The following is a 20,919-nucleotide window of genomic DNA, read 5'->3' on the forward strand; positions in this document are numbered from 1 at the left end:
CTTCTTCCCTCGAACCTCTTCCTTCTTCCCTTGAACATCTTCCCGATCAGACTAATTAAGATTTAATCATTCTTTCTAAAGCTGATTGCAAGTCTTGAGTGAGTTCTGCCACTGCTAACCTGCGGCTGGTTTGATATTCCTCCCAGCGATCGCCCACTGATATCGGTTCGCCCACGGTCATTTGTACTTGCTGTTTGCCCAACTTCGGTCTGCCGAAAGGATTTCCCCCTTTGATGCGAGCCAGTACGTCCCACAGCAGTAAAGTTGTTTCTGCCAAACGTTCTGCTGTTAGCTTTTCTTCGACGTACCTGCCCGTGACGGACACGAAACTTTCTACAAGTCTCATGTGCCACATCCGAAGACTTGCTTCTTCAGCGAGGCGATCGGCTAATCCTCTTTCTAAGGGAGAAAGTGCTGCAATATTTTTGATATCTTCTCGATAAATATAGTCCCAGCCTGCTTGTTCCAGACGGCGGCAGCGGTCTATTAAACTGCCTTTAGGCTTTAAATTAAAATATTCTTCTGCTACTTGCAAAGCCACGTCTAACAGTGCTTTCAGTCTAGCGATCATTACTTCATTGCCCGAATCGTTTGCAGTTTTTTCTGGGAGCGATAACGATGTTAAAATAGATGTTTGTGGCTGTAATGTTTTATGATAAAAACGGCTGTAAAACTCTTCCATCACTGCTAGCAAATGACCGCCCAGTCGGATAAGGCGCAGATATTGGAATTTGTGATTAGGGTTTTCGGAATCGGGATTGGCGGTCTCTAAGTTGGCGATCTCGGTGCGATCTAAGGGTGGCAGTCCGCAATCAATTTCTAATTGAGTTAAAAGTTTTTCTAGGGGTTGCCAAGGTGGGTTGACATAGCGGTATTGAATGCCGATCGGCACAATTAAAACTTTTTCAGTGCGTCCGGCTTTTAGCAAATCTTCAACGCACCAGAAGCCCATTTGAGCAATTCCCGGTTCGAGGGGGCTAACTATTTCATTGTGACCGTTGGTGGCGCCTTCTGGGGCGGCGGCGATCGGGAATTGGCTGTTGGCAAATAAATTGCGGCCAGATCGCAATCCGAGGCGATCGATTTTACCGCGAACAATCGGAGTGCCGCCGAGGTGGGAATACAACCAGCCGACGCCCGCACCGGCCCAGAGGGGAATGCCGCGATCGTAGATAAAGTGGGAATGTACCGGGAATTTTAGGGGAATGCCTTTTGCCCGCGCCGCCTGGGGAACGAGTTTCCAAATTAGTTGTCCCAAACAGTACGGATCGTCTGAGTTGGGGTGGCGGAAGGCTAACAAGAAGCGAACTTTCTGATTTTGAAATTGGTGGAATAGTTCGGCGAGGGTTTCGACGTTTTCGGCTTGGATGTGGCTGATATTCGTCCGAAATCGCAGCCACCAGGGGAGTATTTGCTTACAACCTTGCATCACTAGCGGGTTGTAGGCTGGGGGTATGAATTCCAGCGGCGGCTGAACTTGGCTAATTGAATTGGGCATTTTGCGATTTTAAATTTTAAATTTTAGATTACTAGGCTGCGGTAAAAACTTCCAATTTTTACAATGCTGAAGTTTTTTTATTAACCGCAGAGCACGCAAAGGACACACAGGAAGAGAGGAGATAGCAAAGCGTGTCAACTTAACGTCAAAAGTATTACCCGTCTTGGATTGGATATCATGTCCAATCGATCGACCACAATATTTTGGTCGGGGCGGGTTTACGGGATTTCTGGCTGATATTACAGATCGGGGGTGAACCCGCCCCGACAAGAATTACGATTATTTTACAGGACTAGATATGAACCCATCATCTTTTTTACCCCCCTGCCGTTGACAAGGGGGATGCGAGGGGGTCAATCGATTTTAGATTTTGGATTTTAGATTTTAGATTAAAGAATTGAAGCATTGACCCCACGGATAAATTCGGGGGGCAAGTTTCATCGGATACAGGTTTTTTATTTCTGGACGGATGAATCCGGGGGCTTGTATCCTGGATGCTTTCGGTCAGAAATTCGACTAAAAACGAGATTTATCCTCAGTTTCAGCCTTCAATGCAGATTTTTGCAATTTAAAATCTCAAATCTCAAATCCTATTGTGCGGCTTCAAAGATCATTTCTTGGAAGTTAATGACATCCGATCGCGGATCGCAGTGAGTGACTTTGACTTCTAGCCGATCGCCTATGGCGACCGATCGACCAAATCGCATTGCCAATTCTAAACCCAACTCTTCCAATAAAATCAATCCGAGATTGCTGTCTTCCCTCAGCCAGCGCAGCATTAAAGCTTCCCAAACTTCGTCTGGGTTGCGCCGCAAATATTCCAATCCCCAATAGCGGTTAGTTTGGCGTTCGACAGTGGATGCTTCTTTAACTGCGGTGCCGAGACACATCACAATGTCCTGTATTTCTTCAGCCGTAAAAGGTAGGGGTTCGCCTCGCAGGTGGGCTTTGATTTGGAAGTGAGTCAGCAAGTCGGTATAGCGGCGGATCGGGGAAGTAACTTGAGTGTATAATTCCAAACCCAAGCCGGCGTGGCGTCCGGGGGTGAGGCCCATTTCGCTGCGGGGCATACAGCGGCGCACGGCGCAAGCGCGGGCGGGGCCTGCAGGCACGGCCAGCAGTTCTTCATCGGGAGGGAGTTCGGGCTGTGGCTGATAGCGGTAGGGTATGGGCAGGCTGTGAGCTTGACCGTAGCGGGCGGCTAGTTCGCCGGCTAAAATCATCATTTCGGCTACTAGCATCCGGGCTGTGGAGTCGTCGATGACGTGGATTTTGATGTCGTCGCCGTTGACTTTGATGACGGATTCGGGCATGAAAATGCTGATTGCGCCTTGGGCTTCCCGCCATTTTTGCCGCAGTTTTGCTGCAGAGGCGATCGCTGCTATTTCCGGTTCTGCTTCGATTCCCAACTCCAGCATTTCGTCTACGTCATCGTAGGTCAAGCGGTAGGTGGGTTTTATGGTGCTGATGTGGATGCTGTAATCTTGAGCCGCGCCGATTTCGTCTAAGGTGACGCTGAAGCTGAGGGCGCTGCACTCTTTACCTTGAATTAAACTCATCGGCCCGGTTGCCAAAGCTGGGGGAAACATGGGAATCATTCCCGTGGGCAGATAAACTGTAGTGGTGCGCTTTCTGGCTTCGAGGTCGAGTTCGTCTCCGGGGGAAAGCAGGCGGGTGGGATCGGCGATGTGTATCCAGAGTCGCTGCTGGCCGTTTTCGAGGAATTCTAAGCTGAGGCCGTCGTCGATTTCGGTGGTGCTTTCGTCGTCGATCGTGTAAACCTTGAGGTGAGTTAAATCGAGACGATTTGTGTCCGAGTCGGTTGGGGGATTTTCTAGGCAGCGTTGGGCCACTTCTAATACCTTTGCGGAGAATTGTAGGGGAATTTGGCTGCGCCGCAAAAACAGGTTTTCGTGGGTACTCCAGAGGCCGAGATCGACTAGGAGCCCAAAGGCTGCTTCGGAGTTTTCGGAGCGTTCTAAGCTGGCTAAAGTTTCTAAAGCCGGGGTGCGGTGCGTTGCTTCTTCTCCGAGGAGGGCAAAGCGTTCCAGGGCGTCGAGGCGAGTTCGATCGCTGTGTTCCCAATCTACATTTTTTCCTGCCAGCCGCTGTTTGACTCGATCCCAAAATCCTTGGGATTCTTGGTGTCGCTGCTGTTCTACTTCTTGCTGGTGTTTGATTTCGGCTACTTGGGCGGCCGGTCGCGGTTCGTAGCGATCGCCCTTTTGTTTGAAATACAGCTTATCTGTTGATAGCAAACAGTAAGCCGCGTAACACTGGGCCGCACTACTCTCGGAAAATAACAGCATTGCCAGGGATTCGGGATCTGCCGTTTCTCCGTCGCCGACTAGGAGTTCCCAAGCTACTTCCAAACTCGACGGATCTGAGTAGGCTTCTACTTCTTTGAGAAATTTGGGAATGTCGGAGGGTTTGTAAGTTTCTCCGACTACTTCGTAGCTGATTTGTTTGGGCGGTATGCTGTGCGGTTGACCGTTTTCGTCTACCACGATCCAGTTTTTCTTGCCATCGGGGCGATCGGCAACTGCCAGACGGCGGTCGCCGTGCACTCTAAATTCTACTAAGGTTCCCTTCTCCACTTGCCAGCTTTATATTTGAGATTTTGGATTTTTACAGTAGCCACTTATCGAGTTTCGAGCTTGCGATTTTAGATTTTGGATCTTGGCAATTTTTATGGTCAATTGTGACAGTTAAAATCTAATAAAAAGTTGTTCTTTTTCTTTCTTATTTTTTAACTTTTGACTTTGGATTAAGACTTGCGCTGCGGCGACTCTCAACCCTATTTCGCGATTACTTCGCTGCATTCTTGCTGCACTCTTAATTGCAGAAAGACGTTGTTTTCGCGCAAGTCTTATTCCCAGTCCAAAATCTAAAACCCAAAATCCCAAATCCTGTTAACCTTCTTGGTTTACGAAGGGCATCAAAGCTACAATTCTTGCTCTTTTGATGCTTCTGGTCAGGTCTCGCTGCTGTTTTGCCGTCAAACCGGTAATCCGGCGGGGCAAAATTTTACCGCGTTCTGTGACGTATTTTTTGAGCAAATCGACATCTTTGTAGTCGATCGGGTCTCCTGGTTTGATGGGCGAAACGCGCCGGCGAAAGTAAGTCATGGTTTGTTGTTTGTTGACTGTTGACTGTTGACTGTTGACTTAGTTTTTAGTTATTAGCCGTTAGTTGCTAGCCGTCAGTAAAGCATTTGTTAGTTATCTGCTTTTCGCGGGTCAGTCGATTTTAGATTTTAGATTTTAGATTTACTCCACAAATGAATCTGGGAGCTTGAACCTTCGTCTAAAATTTTGCGCTCTCCACTCAGGATTGTCGGGGGCTTTTACCCGTTTTTGAGCGGGTTCAATATCAATTGCCAACGACTGATGACTGATGACTAAGGACTAATGACTAATCACTACTTGATCTCTTTGTGGGCAGTGTGCCTGTTGCAATGGGGGCAGAACTTTTTGAGTTCCAGCCGCGCCGTCGTGTTGCGGCGGTTCTTGGTGGTGGTGTACCGAGACACGCCTTTTGAGCGTTTGCTTACGTTTGTACGGCACTCAGTACACTCTAGAGTAATTATGATGCGGACGCCTTTAGCCATAATTCTAAATAAATTTCGACTAATTTAAACACAATTTATTATCTTCTCACATTGCTCTGCACTTGGTCAAGCAATCTTCTAACTTTGATATCTAGGGAGTAGCCGCGGCGGGTTCCGACGACGATCGTCCCGCCGATGCGATCGTGGAAAGCTTGGGGAAACCTTTCGGCGGAGGTGAGGGCAACGCTACAGTCGATCGCCAGGGGCAGCATCAGCAGCAAGACAGCGGCGTTGGTAGATGTGAGCCCAGCTATACCTGCGAAGGCTAAGCCAGCGCAAATGCCCAGCAATGCCTCGCGCTTGCACAGTTCTTGCACTCCGGGAGTCCGATCAAGTCTGGGATCGACAATTTTCATGTCCAAAGCCCAGCGCCCGAGACTTTGACCTTTATTTTTCCTGACGATGGCTACGCGCATTATCAGCCACAGCAGGACAAAAAATATGGTTTGGACGATCGCATTAGTGCCCAGAAGCAAACTGGGCATCCAAACTGCGATTCCGTCGATGCAGAGGGCCGCGGCGCGGCGGCCGACGGATACTTTGGGAAGGAGAGGAACTAGGTCGGAACTCATAGGCAAAAAGGTCGATCGCCACTAGCAACTTTTTCATCTTAAGCTGTGGAATAATCGATCGGCATCTATGGCGCATAACTCAACTTCCAAGCCAACCGCTAATTATTCAAGCTGAAAATGGATTTTCGCCAATTCCCAACTGCGTTTTCGACTTTTCCACCTGTTCCCACAGTGTTTGGATCTGAGTAAATGCCTGTTCTACAGAGATTTTACCGTTAGATGTCAAGGAACTGATGTAACCCACTCGCTGAGAAAACTCTTGTAAATTCGCATTAAATACCACATTCTCTGGCTTTACTTCACCGTAATAGCGATTTTGAGGATATAAAAAATTTGAATTTGCTACCATTGCTTTAACCTCGGATGAAAACTTGTTTCCTGAACTTATCAAGATTATTATAAACCGCGCTTCCCTTCTCAAGTTGTGCTGTAAGTAGCAAAAATCATGTGATATTTTGGGAGCTTTTTTGTGATGGAAATTACACCGAGAGGTGAGGGCGACAAAAACCTAAGTAACTTCACGTCGTATAAAACTTACCCATACGGGGTCAAGAATCAGGTTTCTGGGTTAAAGCTTATAACTTCAGATTAGGCGTCAAAACGTTGCTTTTTTTCGTCCAGGACTGACTTATTAAAATAAGTGACAAAAACTCCGAAAGTGGATATGATTATTGCCGACATAAATAGTTCTACTTTTAGACGGAAACTGCGTAATGTCTCCCAATGCGCGATCGCCTCATCCCAAACCCCGGCTGAGGCAAGTGTTAATCAGACTTGCCATCGCCGTAATTGCTGCTGCTGTTATCGCCTTCAACATTCCTCACTCCTTAATTCCCGTGTTTAAAGAATCCGTATCCGAAGCAACGCCGCCACCAGAAATCCAGAAGGTGCTCGCCGGCCGGCGCAAAATTGTGACAGTGGGCGACAGCATCACCGCGGCAAGAAAATACCCCGGAGGTTATGTTGTCTGTGAGTGCTAAGTTTGAATAGTAACACCTGCTTTTGGTCAAGCAGGGAGTGCTGGAATTCCTAAGCTTTTAGCTACTACGAAGTAGTATAGCATTGACAATCAAAATCAGCCACAGTTTTTTAGTTGTAAGTGATTGAGTCCTTAAGTCTCTGCTAGATTGCCTTTAGCTTTTAATAAGAGCATGGTAGTGGTTGAGAACTTAACTTTTATTTGCGGTCTGCTTTCCACCCTGTCCACTTTACGTCAAGTTTCTCGGCTTAATATCAAAGTTAAAAATACAATGACACAATGCACTAACAAGGCATTGGACAGTAATTCGCAGGAGGTTTTATGGCAATGGTTGACTACTCGCTTTTCACATTGAAGCTTTTCTCGGCACTAGGCTGCGGGCTGATTGCTGGAGTCTTCTTCGCCTTCTCGACGTTTGTGATGAAAGCCCTTGCCCGACTCCAACCAGCACAGGGTATTGCCGCCATGCAAGCTATCAATATAACGGCGATTAATCCGTTGTTTATGACGGCGCTATTCGGAACGGCTGTGGCTTGCATCTTTCTGGCTGTATCCTCGCTGTTAAAGTGGCATCAACCCGGTGCTGCCTATTTGCTCCTTGGCAGCCTGCTCTATCTTGTCGGTACTGTAGGAGTGACGATGGCGTTCAATGTGCCGCTAAATGATGCGCTGGCGACTGTCGAGCCAAGCAGCACTGACGGTGCGGGTTTATGGGCTAGATACCTTACCGAATGGACGTTCTGGAATCATGTTCGGACGGCTGCGGCCCTGGCGGCATCGGCTTTGCTTACCATTGCGCTCAGTTATCGAGCGGTACAATTTTAATTTGACATTTTTAATTTTGATCGATCGCGCGATAACTGAGCGCAAAAACGAAATGTATTGAGGAGGGTAATTATAATATGGTTGTGCTGCTGGAGGGTCATCTTATCGAACTGTGCTAAGAAAAACATACGCGATCGCCAAAAAAGCAGAACGCCACAATTTGGCAAAACTAATGACCTGTGCGGTTATATTACTGCCTGCAAACCTCGCTTTTTCTGCTCCTACTTACTTGGGTAGCGAAACAATTGCTGAGGCTGACAGTGCTAAATTTACTCAAAAGGTTAACATCATCCTGGCTCAAGAAAGCACCCAGGTGCCGCTGAGCATTCGGTATGGTGGGACAGAAGCTAGGGGAGGCTTTGTCCTCATGCAACTTACTGCACCCAATCGAGATACAACTCAACCGGCTTACGGTGGCAAGCTTCGTTTCTACGATGTTCATCTTGCCAAAATGTTTGAAACTTCCCATTTTTTGTGCCAGCAGTTTAGAGGCGTTTCCGGTTATGAATGGGTTTATTCAGCAGGTAATGGAAGTATTCGCATGGGAAACTTTAGAATTCCCTGTAGTTTAGCTAGCGAAATGGCTTCAACCTACGGCTTAGGTAAGCCAGAACGCACAAGCATTGCCAAAGATACTGAGGGCGGCCCTCCTGAATCAGATGTCTATTCTATTCCGATTTTAGACATCACCGGTTCTAAGGTTCAGCGGTGGATGAATTTTGTGCAAAAGTTTAAACCAACTAGCAGGGATATGTAGCGACCTGCAATACTAAACGCTCAAACCTGCAATAAGCGTCATTTCTCAGCGTTCGACCGATCGCAAATCGACCGATCAAGCCGAACGTCTCACGCCGAAGTCCAGGATTGTTTGCAACTGTAGCGAAATTGATGGCTCACTCTCAGAAGACTCAGGCTAAAATCTACGATTAAAGTGAGGACACGCATCAAATAGCCTCTTTTTTATTCTTCCTTCTTCCTTATGTCTGCAAATGTGCGATCGCCCCGTCCCAAATCCCGGCTGAGACAAGTTTTAATCAGACTTGCCATCGCAGTAATTACTGCTATTATTGCTTTCAACATTCCTCACTCTTTAATTCCAGTGTTTAAAGAATCCGTATCCGAAGCAACGCCGCCGCCAGAAATCCAAAACGTGCTCGCCGGCCGGCGCAAAATTGTGACAGTGGGCGACAGCATCACCGAGGCAGGAAAATACCCCGGAGGTTACGTTTGGCTGCTGCAACGCTATCTGAATGCCCTTTATCCCGATCGCAAAATCGAAATCGTCAACGCCGGAATCTCCGGTAACAAGGCGACGGATATGCAAGCGCGCTTCCAGAAAGATGCGATCGACCAAAAGCCAGATTTAGTGATGATTAATGTCGGAGTCAACGACGTTTGGCACTCTTTTTTTGACTTCCAAAACCTGCGGTTTTATCCGCAAGGCAAGTTGCCCACGGGAGTACCACTGGCACAATATCGGGAGAAAATAACTCAAATGGTGCTGGCGGCAAAAGCCGCAGGAATTCGAGTTGTACTGCTTTCTCCTACTCCGATCGGCGAAATTCTCGACTGCCCAGAAAATCGCAGGTTGCAAGACTATATTGCCGCGATGCGAGAAATTGCGTTGCAGAATCAGTGCTTATTTATCGATTTGAATGCACCGTTTCGGGAAGTTATCGGCACGTATCAAAAGCACGCGGGTAAAACTTTGAATTTGTTAGCGGCAGATGGAGTTCATCCCAATCCGTCGGGATATCGAATTATTGCTTTTACTATCTTGCGCGGTTTGGGCGTACCCGCAAAGGATATTGAGAATTTGGAAGTCAAAATTTAAGTTTTCAAATTCAGTTTATAGTTGACAGAAAACATCCGGGATACAAAGCCCCCGGACTTATTAGCGGGTCGCTTTCTTCAATACTATCGCCACCTTGCCAATTATCAATTTGCCTAAAAATTTCAGTCAGTTGAGTAGCAATAAAAGCCAATCTAACTGCAATCGCGGGGCGCGGGCGGAGACTGACGAGGCGCAGCGCCCCGCGATTTCCCCATCAAGGAATAAAAGCTTCACTTCTGGCTTTTGTTGGTTAAAATTACTTTAGTAGCGCTTGAGTAAAATGCAGTGCATAATGGTTATACTGGTTCCGAATTTACCGATATTTTAGTCAAGATGTTTGGTTTAGCAGTCAATCCCAGCTCCCTAAACAATATTCTCGGAATATCTGAGTCAGTCCGAGATACTATCATTGAAAGAAATAAAGAGAAGGCGGAAAAACTCATATACGATAATATCCCTGGTTTAGAAGAGCTATTTCAAGAAAATTATAGTCCCGTGCATCCTCTGGAAGAATTAATTAAGATGCCAACCAACACTATCGGCTATATTTACGCAGAACATATGGCTCGTAATAACTTAAATCTTTTCCCTTTTAATTCTCAGAAAGAGCCTGATAAATATCAATTTTTTTTCGGGAGAATCAGACAAACTCACGATATTATTCACGTTGTTACGGGATTTGAAACGGATAACTTGGGAGAAATCGGTATAGAAGGGTTTTATCTCGGTCAGGCGACGATCGTCAATATATATTATCTCCTGATAGCGAGAATGTCTCATATTCTGTTTGACGAGAAAATCTTTGATGGACAACTATATTTACACAACCTAACAAAAGGTTTTCAAATGGGACAAAAAGCTGAAAAAATTTTAGCTTTAAGATGGGAAGATATGTGGCTTGAAGATATGGCAACCCTGAGAAATAAATTAGGAATAATTTGCTAAGAGTTTAGTGCTTAGCCTCAGCTATTGATATTGCCTCCAAGTTTGATAAAATTCTCAAAAAGTGTATATTTTTAGTCCTTGATAACACCTTCAAAGTTTGGAGATTTTTTTAATTAACCGAGAGTTTTTTATCGATAAAATACACAACACTATGGCTGGACAATAACACAAGTTTTATTTGACAAATTTGTTCGCTGCTGTGTATAATAATATTATTATACATTTTTAGACATGATTCTATAGATGGAGCTAAATACATTGATCTCAAAAATTTCCGATATTATCAATCTTGATAAATATCCGATCCACGACCTAGAGAGTGAAGCTGGAAGAGTCTTGCTCGCAAAAGCTCGTCAGGAATTCAATAGTAATAGTTTGATAGTCCTAAACGATTTCTTGCGTCCAGAGATCGTCAGCCATCTCGCTGCTGAGACACTGGAAGATGATGTCACCAAGAGCTTCTGTTTTACAGGGTCTAATAACGTTTTTTTAGGTACTCAGGAGGTACAGAATCTTTCTCCAGACCACCCAAGTTATCTTCAAAAAATCTATACTAAACGTACCCTAGCCTGCGATCAAATATCTTCCGATTCTCCACTTAAGGTATTGTTTCAGTGGAATCCTCTTGTGACTTTTGTCTCATCTATAGTTGGTCAAGAAGTCTACAGATCCGCAGACAAACTTGGAGCAATGACAGTGCATATTCACCACAACAAAGACGAGCAAGACTGGCACTTCGATGTCTCAGAATACACTATCGTCCTCCACATCTTGGCTCCACAGAAGGGAGGAGTGCTAGAGTATGTACCTTGCTCTCGTTCCGAAGTAGAAGAGGATACAGAAGCACTGGCAAAGATTATCAGAGGAGACAGGCATTCTCTCACCAAAGACCTTCCCACCATTCCTGGTGTCTTTGTATTGCACTCAGGAAAGCTTTCCATGCATCGTGTGACTCCTGTGGAAGGTACTATCCCTCGCATCAGCGCTACCATGTCCTTCAATCGCACTCCCAATTTTCAACTAAACGAATACACCAGACAGTTGTACTTTGGAAGGAATGAATGAAAACAATAGTCCGGACAGTTTTGAGGTCTTTGTCTGAAAGCCTTGAGTTTCGGTTGACATATCGTGTGTTCGTTAGCGCATTCCTCGTACCGATCGCCCTGCAACTCTTATTCTACCGTGGGTCATCAAAAACTGTCCGAAGAGTTGTTTCTTAAATTCTTAAATTCTTCAATCACTCAATCGGTGGATGATAACGTTTTAGCCAACAGCTACCAATAATAACTAAGGCCACCACAACTATAATTTCTGTCCAAAAAAACGAAAGGAAATCGCTGGCAGTGCCCACCGGCGGCACCCCCGGTTGAGCATTGCGAATAGCGGGAAAAGCAAACAGCATCACAGCAGTCCAACTCAGCATTCCCACTTCCGGCAACTTCCCAGATTGCATCACTTTTAATGCTAGCAAAAGTGCCATAGTTGACAGCACCCACATGATGACAATAATCACTAAGGCAAAGAATTTCACCGGGATTGAGCGAGTTGCAGAAACATCAATATAAATAAAGATAGAAGAATTCTCTTCCATCGGCTTATAACTGATGTCGAAACCGGGAACATCGGCATTAAACTTAAATTCCAGCGGCACGGGATTCAGTTCAAAGGGAGCAAACTTTTTACCAATCGAAGGTAGCGGGTCGATGGAAATAGCTACTTTAGCAATGTGCTTGTCAAACGGATAATTATTAATTTTTCCCTTGACTAAGTTAAATTTTAATGCAGGGACAATCATCGGTTTGCCTTCTTTAAAGGTAATTTCCGAATCCTGTACATTTGCGCCGTTAACTGTCATTAACAAGTCTTGAGCCGGGTAAGTTGGCCCTTTTTTATAAATACCTTTGAGTTCAAACTGCAAGCGGGTTTCTAATTCGTTTTTAATGGGATCAACTGCAATTACCGCCATTTTGACTTCTACCAAGCCTTTGAGGAGCGCAGCGGTATCTTGAGACGGTCTGTAAGGCTCTTGGGCGTTAGCATTGTGAGAGTAAATAAATAAGATAATTGCCAAACTTACGGCGAGGCTGCAAATTAAAATAAGTATTTTTTTGAGCTTAAATTTGTTGACAGTTTGCATTTATTATGAATATTTTACATTTTGATTTGTTGTTAGTATTTCCCGCAGTCTGCCAGTCCGCCAGTCGTCAGGGGTTAAAACTTGTGTCTCATAGCTAACATCGGTGAAAACTGACATCTTGCCCCATTTTGATGAACAGGCTTTTCGGCCTGTCCCACAAAGAGTGAATTTCTTGTGGGGTGGGCCCCAGAGCCCGCTCATAAAAGGCTTATTGAGAATGGTGCAACATCTCAGTTAAAACTGACATTTTGCACCATTTTCAGGAACAGGCTTTCCGGCCTGTTCCACAAGAGTTCAATTTTCCTTCTTGTGGGGTGGGCAGGAGAGCCCGCCCATAGTAGCGCAACTACGAACCGATAGGAAGCAGTACATTGGGTGTAAAACTGCCGTGCAAACCGTAGGGAATGTGCTGTTTTAAATGCAAGCGCGCTAGGGGCCCTTTGGTGATGTCGCGAGCATCTAAAATCACTAAGGTCGATCGATGATAAGCTGCATCATACATTAAAACCAGCAGCCAGCCGTCATCCTCAGCAACAGCACCGGGACGGGTAACAAACACCGGTTCCCCCGCAAAACCGCGCGGCGCCCCACTCCAAATTTGCCTTTCACCAGTCAGGAAATCAATTTTGAGGATAGCTTGCAAAGGAGCATTTCCCGTGGGAGAATCCGCAGCACCGATATAAAGATATCGGTAAGGTTGTCCGACATTATTGGGATGCAAAGTTGGAAACTCGCAGCACCGAGTTTCAACAACTTGATGCTGCACGGTTTTGTCTTGCAAATTTAACTTAAAGCGCCACAATTCGCCCGCTGGAACGCTATCAAAATCAATCTCGCGAAAATCGCCGTCTGCTTCTACAGTTGGAAATGATTCGTAACAAACTGAATCTACAAAAACTTCGCCTCCTTCTTCCCATGCGTTGCAGTGGTGGAAGACAAAACAAGGTTCCGTTTCTAATATCTTCACCTCGTCAGTGCCGTTGCGGGGAATTAAAATTGCTTGCGTTGGCTTGTTTGGCGAAAATTGAATGCACTGGGAGGCACTCCGAAATCCTAACAAGAAAAGCAGCGGATTGAAGGTGACGGGATTTTGGAAGAATATGCAGTAATTCGGGGTAATTACCATGTCGTGCAGGAAGGCAAAACCCGGTATTGCATGGGCGTGACGCTGCAAAAGTTTGCCGCTTTCGTCGAGTTCGTAAATTGTGATGGTACTCGACAAACCGGGCTTGACGGAAAAGTTGACTAATCTGTCTCCTTTGCCATTTTTCCCTTTTTCAATTCTGGGGTGGGCGGCGAAGGCTTCACCGGGTTCCAAGATGCCGTCTAGGGTATCTAAGCCGAGTGTTTCTAGGCTGCGGGGGTCGAGTCTGTAGGGCTGTGCTGCTTCCCAAAGTGCTAGCAGTTTGTCGCCCCAATAAATGATGTTGGTGTTGGCAATGTTTTTGATTTTGACATCAAAGATGTTGGCTAGCCAGCCGCCCGGTTTCTGCGTGCCGAAAACGCCTCGGTGGAGGATTTTTCCGGCTTTTTGTTCGGCGAGATAGCCTTCTGTGTGTATGAATCGGTTGCGGAAATGGGCGCGGCCTTCGCTTAGGGCGATCGCACAAACCATCCCGTCGCCGTCAAACGGGTGGTGGATGCGCTGGCCGTTGACATCCAATAATCCGGGCCCGTTGCGAAAGAATGTGCCTTGCAAGCCGGCGGGGATTTCGCCTTCTATGTTGTCAATCCAGTAGTCGGATTCGTTGGGTTGGGATTCGTAGCCGCGCTGCCAGTCTGTGCGATCGTAGGATGGTTTTGGGGCGGCTGTTTGAGGTTGGGAACTCTGTAATTTTTGCATGGGTCTAATAAGCTTTTATGGATTTAACCGCAGAGAACATAGAAAGTGCAGAGAGGGTGAAAGTCGAAGAGTTGGGAAACACAGTTAAATTCAGCAGTCTATCCGTGTCAAAAGCCGTGTATGCCTGCCTTTATTTGCTATCTGCGGTGCGGCTTTGTGACCTTACTGTCGGTACTAAGTCGGGAAAGTATTCGGGAATGAAATGCTGTCCGCCTGGTTTGGAAGTGCCCAGTTCTGGTTCTAATACGGGAAGAGACTTTTGAGAGTTTGGATCGTTGCTTTCTGTACTCTCGGCGGGCAGCCAATTTAAGAACAGTAGGGGCAGAAGTGTGGACAGGTTTGTGATGATGACTAGCAGCCAGAGGTTATCGAAATTGCGATCGGTAATTCCTAGCAAGTGGGTCAAAAGTGCACCGCCTTCGTGGGACAAAAGTCCTGCTAAATTTATGATTGACATCAGCAGCGCAAATAAAGTTGCTTCGACGCCTGGGGGACACAAGCGGGCGGAGAGTATCAGCACCGGCATATAAGCAATTTGTCCGATTACTGTCAGGATCAGGCTGTCTCCGATGCTGAACCATCGATCGTCAATTCCTAAAGCTCGGTTCGCATGAGTTACTAATAATAAAGTAGTCATGCCCAAAACAGTCGCCATGACCGTTGACCAGCCAAAAATTACTCGAAATGGAACTGTTTTGAGGAAGCGCTGAAACAGCCAGACGCCGGCGAGGGCGGCAATGCTGGTAACGAGACGCACTCGGCCGAGAAATTCGGGTTGAAAGCCTAATTCGTTGGTGGTGAAAAAGAAGAAGGCCGAGTCTGAACTTGGGGTGGCTTGCAAGACGAAGAGAAACGCGGTTGGCAGCCAAATTGATTTTTGGGTAACAGCTTGCCGCAGTTTTTTTAATTGGTCTTTGACACTTTCAAAGTCGGTTATTTTGTTGGTTTTTTCTTCGGTAATTAACCAAGCTGTTGCTGATACAATGAGCGGGAAAGATGCGGTGATTAAAAATATGGTGTGGGTGCTGAAGTGTTGCAGCAGGAAACCGCTGAGGTAGGCGGTAATTAGTCCGCCGAGGGCTGAAGCGCCCCAAGACAAGGATTGCAGGGAACCGGCGTCGGTAACGGATTCTTTTCTGGCCCTTTCGACTACCAGGGAGTCGGCGATTACGTCGCTGACGGCGAGGGAGAGGGAACTCAGGGCGATCGCGCCTGTAGCTGCAAGCGGTGTGTGTACAATTGTTGCGAGGCTCACCCATGCTGACGTTCCCAGCAGCCCGGAGATGACGATGTAAGGGCGTCTGCGGTAGCCGAATATCGGCAAGCCGTCGGACATGAAGCCGAACACGGGTTTGATAATCCAAGGCAGGGCTACGACGCCCAGCATTGCCGAGACTTCGGCGGGACTCATACCTAGTTCGTCTTTGAGAAAGAAACTGACGGCTAAGCGGGCGAGTCCGAGAATGCCTTGGACGAAGTAAATCAGTAAGATGGCTATGAGTTCGGGGGTTGGCTCATTCCCAAAGAATACTTTTTCTTTTAAAGATTCTTTGAGTTTGCTGAGGCCGGAGGGGGAAACGAACATTTGAGCAATATTTCTTAATGAATCTCAATATTTATAACACATTCTTCATGAGTTGGGGGAACTGTCGGAGGTGGGAGGCGAGAGTGGCGGGGAGCTGGTAAGTGCTATAAAATTGTATTTATCTTGAATTTAAGCGTGTTTTGTAATAAGAAAAACAGAAAAACGAACCGCGAAGGAAGAAAAAGAAGAGAAAATTTACAACTGCTGTCAGGCCTGTTATATGATTATCTATCCTGAAAATGTGCCGGAAATTACGGGTTCCAAGTACCCTCAACAATTCAAATCTGCTGTGGCGGGGAGAGTAAAAAAACGCTTGGGCGATGCTGCCGGATTGCAAAATTTTGGGGTAAATTTGGTGAGACTTGCACCGGGAAGTTGTTCTGCTCTCAGGCACTGGCATTCCCGTCAAGATGAGTTTATCTATGTTCTGGAAGGGGAAGTTACTCTGATTGTAAATTCGGGAGAGCAAGTGCTGAAACCGGGTATGGCGGCGGGTTTTCCGGCTGGGGATGCTGACGGACACCATTTAGTCAACCGCACGAATTCAGATGTTGTTTATCTGGAAATTGGCGATCGCACTCCGGGAGATAGTGCCGAATATCCCGATGACGATCTAATTGCGAAAGCTAACGAGAATAGTTGGATTTTTACTCGCAAAAATGGCGAAGTTTATGAGAGTTGAAAATTTATGAGTCAAGTGAATCTTTGGACTTCGGCGGAACACGCTTTGTGGTATCTTGCTAAAGCCGATCGCATTCCTCACCGCACGGAAGGTGAAGCGGTTTTGTTGGAAGAAGTGCCGAAAACTGTGAAGCGGATTCTCGATGTGGGCACGGGAGACGGTCGGTTGCTGGGTCTGCTGAAGTGCGATCGACCAAATGTTCAATGTGTGGCGATCGACTTTTCGCCGACAATGCTGGAAAAAGCCAGAATTCGCTTTGCTGATGACCAGAATGTCACGGTAATCGAGCACAATTTTGATGAATCGCTACCGGATTTGGGCAAGTTTGATGCAGTTGTTTCTAGTTTTGCGATTCATCACGTAATAGACGATCGCAAACGTTCGCTTTACGCTGAGATTTTCGAGCTTTTGGAGCCCGGAGGCATTTTTTGCAATTTGGAACACGTAGCGTCAGCAACTCCGGCTTTGCATCAGAAATTTCGAGAGGCGCTGGGTATTAGCGATTCGCCAGACGATCCGTCTAATAAATTGCTCGATATGGAAACGCAATTGCGGTGGTTTAGAGAAATTGGTTTTACCGATGCAGACTGTTATTGGAAGTGGTTAGAACTAGCTTTGTTAGTTGGTGTCAAACCTGTTTAGCTGCGGGTAAGGACTGCATTGTCGTGTTATTTTAAAATTGGAAATAGTCAAAATTAATAAGGTGCGTCATATTTTTAAACCCTCAATAATCGTTCTAGAAATTCACCTGACACACCCTACAGCTTGATTTTAGTATGCCAGTTGCCTAAGTCCTGAATATAAGAGGTTGCTGTCGTAGTAGAAGTCGATCGCGAACAGTTCTGGTTATTTTAAAATAACCAACAGAGTATTGAGGAGAGAACAGGCGAACTCTTAACCCAAACGATACAGAAAGCAACCGTTTTTTGGAGTAGCAAGCAAATTGAACCTCCAATTTACATTTTTAGTTAGTTGGGATGGAAGATATTGTCCGGTCGCTCGCACATTGGGATCTTAACCAGTTAGAGGGCTGTTTTAAGAGTTATTAACCAAACAATCGAATTAACAACAAACAAAAAGGTATAAAAAATATAGATTGATGGAGCGCAGATAGCTGTCCATAAAGCAGGCATTTTAATTGTTTTTAATGAACCGAGCGGGTGAACAAGACCTGCCGGAATTGAGCGAGCATTAAAACTTGCATCTAAAGCGCTTTCATTATTCAAAAATTGGGTAACTGCATTGGCTCTTTGTATGTAATACAATTGCACCTTCCAGTAAGTAGCTTCTAAAAACCAGAAACCCAAAATTATAACGTATCCTAGGGGAACCAACGCATCTATTTTGCTTGTAAAAACCCAACCAATCAACGCTACCCAAATGGTAATTACCGCAGTTTTTAATTGCATCAGAATTGTTGTGAAGTTAGCTATTTTTTTCTCAAGTTCCTCTGCTCCTTTTTGCAGCATTGCTAGCTGAAATTCAAATCTATCCATGTTTGATTCGGCGAACGTTTATATTAGAGTTATCCAAAAAATTATAATCTTCTTTTCTTTCGGTATCGTTAGAGAGCTTCGCCTGAGGCACCCTACAAGTCGATTTTAGATTATATAGTAAGGTGCGTCAGATCCCGAAATTCCCGATCGCCGTTAGAGAATTTCGCCTGAGGCACCCTACAAGTCGATTGTTGTGTGACCGTTGCGTCCAGGACTATTAAAGTCACGCACCTTACTGAATTAAATTAAATCCGGTACTTTAGGTTTGATTCTGCGCTCGTACCAGTTCATTAACGGGGTCGAAGTAATGCCGTGCAAAATCACAGAAATCACGATTGTTGTAAAGGTAATCCAGGCAATTCTTTCGGCTATTTCCCCTTCCAAACCGTTACCGAAAGCATAGGTAAGATAATAGATAGAACCGACACCACGAATGCCGAACCAACCGCACAGCCAGCGGCTGGCGGGATGTAAAGGACTGCCGATCGTACTGATCCAAGCTCCCACAGGCCGAATCAAAAAAATCAACAATCCAGCTACTAATAGGGAGTATCCTCCATAGGCCAACATAGGCTCTAGGCGCAAAAGCGAACCTAATAGTAAAATAGTTGCTATTTCCATTAACTTTTCAATGCGCTCGGTAAAGTGGAGTTGGGAAAGCGGTTTTTCTGGGTTGTGGTAACTCCGCTGCATCACAATTCCTGCTACAAAAACTGCGAGAAATCCGTAGCCGTTGACTACTTCGGTGAGGGAATATGTGAGCAGAATTGTGCTGAGAGCAATGAAATCTTCCATTAGTTGATCGGCCGGTCGATAGCGTTGGAGTTGGCGATCGATCCAGGTGACTGCTTTAGCTACTACAATTCCCATAACGATACCTGTGGCGGTCGCCCAAATCAAGTCAACTGCTACCCACTGCGAAAACCAGTTCGGCCAGTTGTTATCTTTTAGTGCATAAATGCCGAAATAAACGAAGGGAAAAGCTAAAGCATCGTTCAAACCGCCTTCGGATGTTAAACCAAAGCGCAATTCATCGCGATCGTCTATATTTGCTAACTGAACTTCTGAGGCTAAAACAGGATCGGTGGGAGCGAGAATTGCTCCCAATAAAATTGCCGCCCCCCAATCTAATTTCACCAACCAATGACCGACAGCAGCCACCGCAAAAATCGAAATTGGCATTAAAAAACCGATCAACCGCGCTGTAGAATTCCAAGCCCAAAATTGTAGCGGGCGATTCATTTTTAAGCCGCAACTGAACAGAGAAACAATAACTACAAATTCTGTAAGTCTTTGTAAAAATAGAGCTTCGGGACGCAAGTCAATCAGCTTGACGCCATAGGGCCCCAATCCGATACCGACAATTAGATAAATTAAGGCATAAGACACCGGCAATCCTGAAATCCATCCGGAACCCAAGGTAACGGTCAGCAGGAGGATGCCAATAACTAGCAAGTTGAGAATGTAATCATCCACCATAGCGATCGCACTTTTAATCAGGTTTACCAAATGCGATTTTTACAGATAAAAGCTTTTGGGGCATCTACCGCCCGCTAGATTCAGATATCCTCCGAAAGTTGCAGTTGTTATACCAAATTTTTGATGCTTCTAGCCTGCTGCTGCGGGCTTTGTCTTTTTGCGCCGTAAACTCCGTGACTGACAATCGACCGAAATTGTTTATTTTATACATCTGACTAATAACTAATGATTAATGACTAAGGGCTGATAACTAATAATTAATTAGAAAGACCACTTTTTTCGGTAGCGATGATGTGCAAATCTACGTGTTTGAGCGATCGCACTAACTGTTGAGTCAAAGAACCCCGCAGCAGCAATCTCCAGCGGGATTGCTGGCTTTCGCCGATCACAATTTGAGTAATTCGATACTGTTTAGCTACCTCCGAAATCGCTTTAGCTATATTAGTGCCGTTTACCCGCAAAAATTGCCCCTTAAATTCTTGACAGAGTTTCTCACAAGTTTCAACGTGCAAGATTTCTGCTTTTGTTAAAAATCGGTCTGGATCGTTGACAAACACAGCATAAAATGGGGCATTCATGTAGCTAGCAATCCTCCCGCCCCGCCGCAGCAGTTGCAAGGAATTGGGATAAGTCGAGATGCACACTAAAACTCGTTCGTGAATGTTGCAAGATTGACCTTTTAAAGTTGCTGCATCGTCTTCCACATTGTCTGCGACTTCTCGCAGGGCGAGTTCTCGCAAAGCAATTAAATGACGGCGCTGGAAAAAGTTTTCTAAAGATTGTTCAATTTTTTCGGGAGCATAAATTTTGCCTTCTAGCAACCTTTCTTCTAAAGTTTCCGGCGTGACATCCACAACGACTATTTCGTCAGCATCTTCGAGAACGCGATCGGGCACTCGCTCTCGCACTACAACTCCGGTAATTCGAGCTACTAAATCGTTGAGACTTTCTATGTGCTGAATGTTGAGAGTGGAGAAAACATCAATTCCAGCATTCAGAATTTCTTCGACATCTTGATATCGTTTTTCTCGCAGAGAACCCGGAATGTTTGTATGAGCCAGTTCGTCTATTAATGCTAATTGGGGGCGGCGTTCGATGACAGCTTCACTATCCATTTCGGTTAGCACTTTTCCGCCACGCAGCATTTGTTTTCTGGGTACTACTTCCAGTCCTTCGCCTTTAGCTGCTGTCTCTTTCCGTCCATGAGTTTCTAACAGTCCCATTACCACATCAATGCCTTCAGATTTGAGCCTGTGTCCTTCTTCTAGCATTCGGAAAGTTTTGCCGACACCGGGGGCCATGCCGATAAATATTTTGTGCTTTCCCCGGCGGGGAGTGCGATCGTAAGTGCGGTTCGGTTGGGCGTAAACCGCGTCTGGATTGTTGGTAAGTTCGCTAGAGTGAATCATAGCTCAGTAGTGGGTAGTTAGTCAA

General features: G+C 45.8%; 20 protein-coding genes. 8 read left to right on the plus strand and 12 right to left on the minus strand.

Features of this window, described 5'->3' with window-relative positions; translation table 11 throughout:
• Window positions 1–55 precede the first annotated feature (55 nt).
• The 6 genes from E5S67_RS09255 to E5S67_RS09280 all read right to left on the minus strand — a co-directional run bounded on the left by E5S67_RS09255 (window position 56) and on the right by E5S67_RS09280 (window position 6,029).
• A complete protein-coding gene (locus E5S67_RS09255; RefSeq protein ID WP_172186748.1) occupies window positions 56–1,498 on the minus strand; it encodes a lysophospholipid acyltransferase family protein in 1,443 nt (480 codons plus the stop codon).
• Between the two features lie 590 nt (window positions 1,499–2,088).
• Window positions 2,089–4,095, minus strand: a complete 2,007-nt coding sequence (locus tag E5S67_RS09260) for an RNB domain-containing ribonuclease (RefSeq protein WP_172186749.1) — start codon at window positions 4,093–4,095, stop codon at window positions 2,089–2,091.
• A 315-nt stretch (window positions 4,096–4,410) separates the two neighbouring features.
• Entirely contained in the window at window positions 4,411–4,626 is a 216-nt protein-coding gene (gene rpsR / locus E5S67_RS09265) for a 30S ribosomal protein S18 (RefSeq protein ID WP_006631377.1), read from the minus strand.
• A 293-nt stretch (window positions 4,627–4,919) separates the two neighbouring features.
• On the minus strand, window positions 4,920–5,108 hold the full coding sequence (rpmG, locus tag E5S67_RS09270) for a 50S ribosomal protein L33 (RefSeq protein ID WP_172186750.1): 189 nt from the start codon (window positions 5,106–5,108) through the stop codon (window positions 4,920–4,922).
• A gap of 38 nt (window positions 5,109–5,146) precedes the next feature.
• Window positions 5,147–5,680, minus strand: a complete 534-nt coding sequence (locus E5S67_RS09275; protein ID WP_172186751.1) for an RDD family protein — start codon at window positions 5,678–5,680, stop codon at window positions 5,147–5,149.
• Window positions 5,681–5,786: 106 nt separating this feature from the next.
• Window positions 5,787–6,029 carry a DUF7219 family protein gene (locus E5S67_RS09280; RefSeq protein ID WP_172186752.1) on the minus strand — a complete coding sequence of 81 codons (243 nt, stop codon included), beginning with the start codon at window positions 6,027–6,029 and terminating at the stop codon, window positions 5,787–5,789.
• 364 nt (window positions 6,030–6,393) lie between these two features.
• Between E5S67_RS09280 and E5S67_RS09285 the strand changes: the two genes are divergently transcribed.
• The 6 genes from E5S67_RS09285 to E5S67_RS09310 all read left to right on the plus strand — a co-directional run bounded on the left by E5S67_RS09285 (window position 6,394) and on the right by E5S67_RS09310 (window position 11,328).
• Complete coding sequence (locus E5S67_RS09285) at window positions 6,394–6,660, plus strand: hypothetical protein (protein ID WP_246276701.1); 267 nt, start codon at window positions 6,394–6,396, stop codon at window positions 6,658–6,660.
• Between the two features lie 419 nt (window positions 6,661–7,079).
• On the plus strand, window positions 7,080–7,484 hold the full coding sequence (locus E5S67_RS09290) for an anthrone oxygenase family protein (RefSeq protein ID WP_246276702.1): 405 nt from the start codon (window positions 7,080–7,082) through the stop codon (window positions 7,482–7,484).
• Window positions 7,485–7,596: 112 nt separating this feature from the next.
• Entirely contained in the window at window positions 7,597–8,241 is a 645-nt protein-coding gene (locus tag E5S67_RS09295; RefSeq protein WP_172186754.1) for a hypothetical protein, read from the plus strand.
• Window positions 8,242–8,583: 342 nt separating this feature from the next.
• The gene (locus E5S67_RS09300; protein WP_343045293.1) at window positions 8,584–9,318 is read left to right on the plus strand and encodes an SGNH/GDSL hydrolase family protein; all 735 of its coding nucleotides are present in this window, start codon (window positions 8,584–8,586) and stop codon (window positions 9,316–9,318) included.
• Between the two features lie 285 nt (window positions 9,319–9,603).
• A complete protein-coding gene (locus E5S67_RS09305) occupies window positions 9,604–10,263 on the plus strand; it encodes a Coq4 family protein (protein WP_172186756.1) in 660 nt (219 codons plus the stop codon).
• A gap of 375 nt (window positions 10,264–10,638) precedes the next feature.
• Complete coding sequence (locus E5S67_RS09310) at window positions 10,639–11,328, plus strand: HalD/BesD family halogenase (RefSeq protein WP_172186757.1); 690 nt, start codon at window positions 10,639–10,641, stop codon at window positions 11,326–11,328.
• A 172-nt stretch (window positions 11,329–11,500) separates the two neighbouring features.
• Here the strand turns inward: E5S67_RS09310 and E5S67_RS09315 are convergent, their stop codons facing one another.
• The 3 genes from E5S67_RS09315 to E5S67_RS09325 all read right to left on the minus strand — a co-directional run bounded on the left by E5S67_RS09315 (window position 11,501) and on the right by E5S67_RS09325 (window position 15,828).
• The gene (locus E5S67_RS09315) at window positions 11,501–12,400 is read right to left on the minus strand and encodes a DUF4436 family protein (protein ID WP_172186758.1); all 900 of its coding nucleotides are present in this window, start codon (window positions 12,398–12,400) and stop codon (window positions 11,501–11,503) included.
• Window positions 12,401–12,746: 346 nt separating this feature from the next.
• Complete coding sequence (locus E5S67_RS09320; protein WP_172186759.1) at window positions 12,747–14,243, minus strand: carotenoid oxygenase family protein; 1,497 nt, start codon at window positions 14,241–14,243, stop codon at window positions 12,747–12,749.
• A 130-nt stretch (window positions 14,244–14,373) separates the two neighbouring features.
• A complete protein-coding gene (locus E5S67_RS09325; RefSeq protein ID WP_172186760.1) occupies window positions 14,374–15,828 on the minus strand; it encodes a folate/biopterin family MFS transporter in 1,455 nt (484 codons plus the stop codon).
• Window positions 15,829–16,048: 220 nt separating this feature from the next.
• Here E5S67_RS09325 and E5S67_RS09330 point away from each other — a divergent pair, with 220 nt between their 5' ends.
• A complete protein-coding gene (locus E5S67_RS09330; RefSeq protein ID WP_172186761.1) occupies window positions 16,049–16,510 on the plus strand; it encodes a cupin domain-containing protein in 462 nt (153 codons plus the stop codon).
• Window positions 16,511–16,516: 6 nt separating this feature from the next.
• Window positions 16,517–17,152 (plus strand): class I SAM-dependent methyltransferase, encoded by a 636-nt coding sequence (locus tag E5S67_RS09335; RefSeq protein ID WP_172186762.1) that lies wholly within the window; start codon window positions 16,517–16,519, stop codon window positions 17,150–17,152.
• A gap of 380 nt (window positions 17,153–17,532) precedes the next feature.
• On the opposite strand, the gene E5S67_RS09340 is transcribed toward E5S67_RS09335, so the two are convergent.
• The 3 genes from E5S67_RS09340 to E5S67_RS09350 form a co-directional block, all read right to left on the minus strand.
• Window positions 17,533–18,006, minus strand: coding sequence for a hypothetical protein (locus E5S67_RS09340; protein ID WP_172186763.1), 474 nt, complete (start codon window positions 18,004–18,006; stop codon window positions 17,533–17,535).
• 240 nt (window positions 18,007–18,246) lie between these two features.
• The gene (locus E5S67_RS09345) at window positions 18,247–19,515 is read right to left on the minus strand and encodes a cation:proton antiporter (RefSeq protein WP_339382805.1); all 1,269 of its coding nucleotides are present in this window, start codon (window positions 19,513–19,515) and stop codon (window positions 18,247–18,249) included.
• A 227-nt stretch (window positions 19,516–19,742) separates the two neighbouring features.
• A complete protein-coding gene (locus E5S67_RS09350; RefSeq protein WP_172186764.1) occupies window positions 19,743–20,894 on the minus strand; it encodes a universal stress protein in 1,152 nt (383 codons plus the stop codon).
• Window positions 20,895–20,919: the final 25 nt, after the last annotated feature.

This window comes from Microcoleus asticus IPMA8 (assembly GCF_013179805.1).
GTDB lineage: Bacteria > Cyanobacteriota > Cyanobacteriia > Cyanobacteriales > Microcoleaceae > Microcoleus > Microcoleus asticus.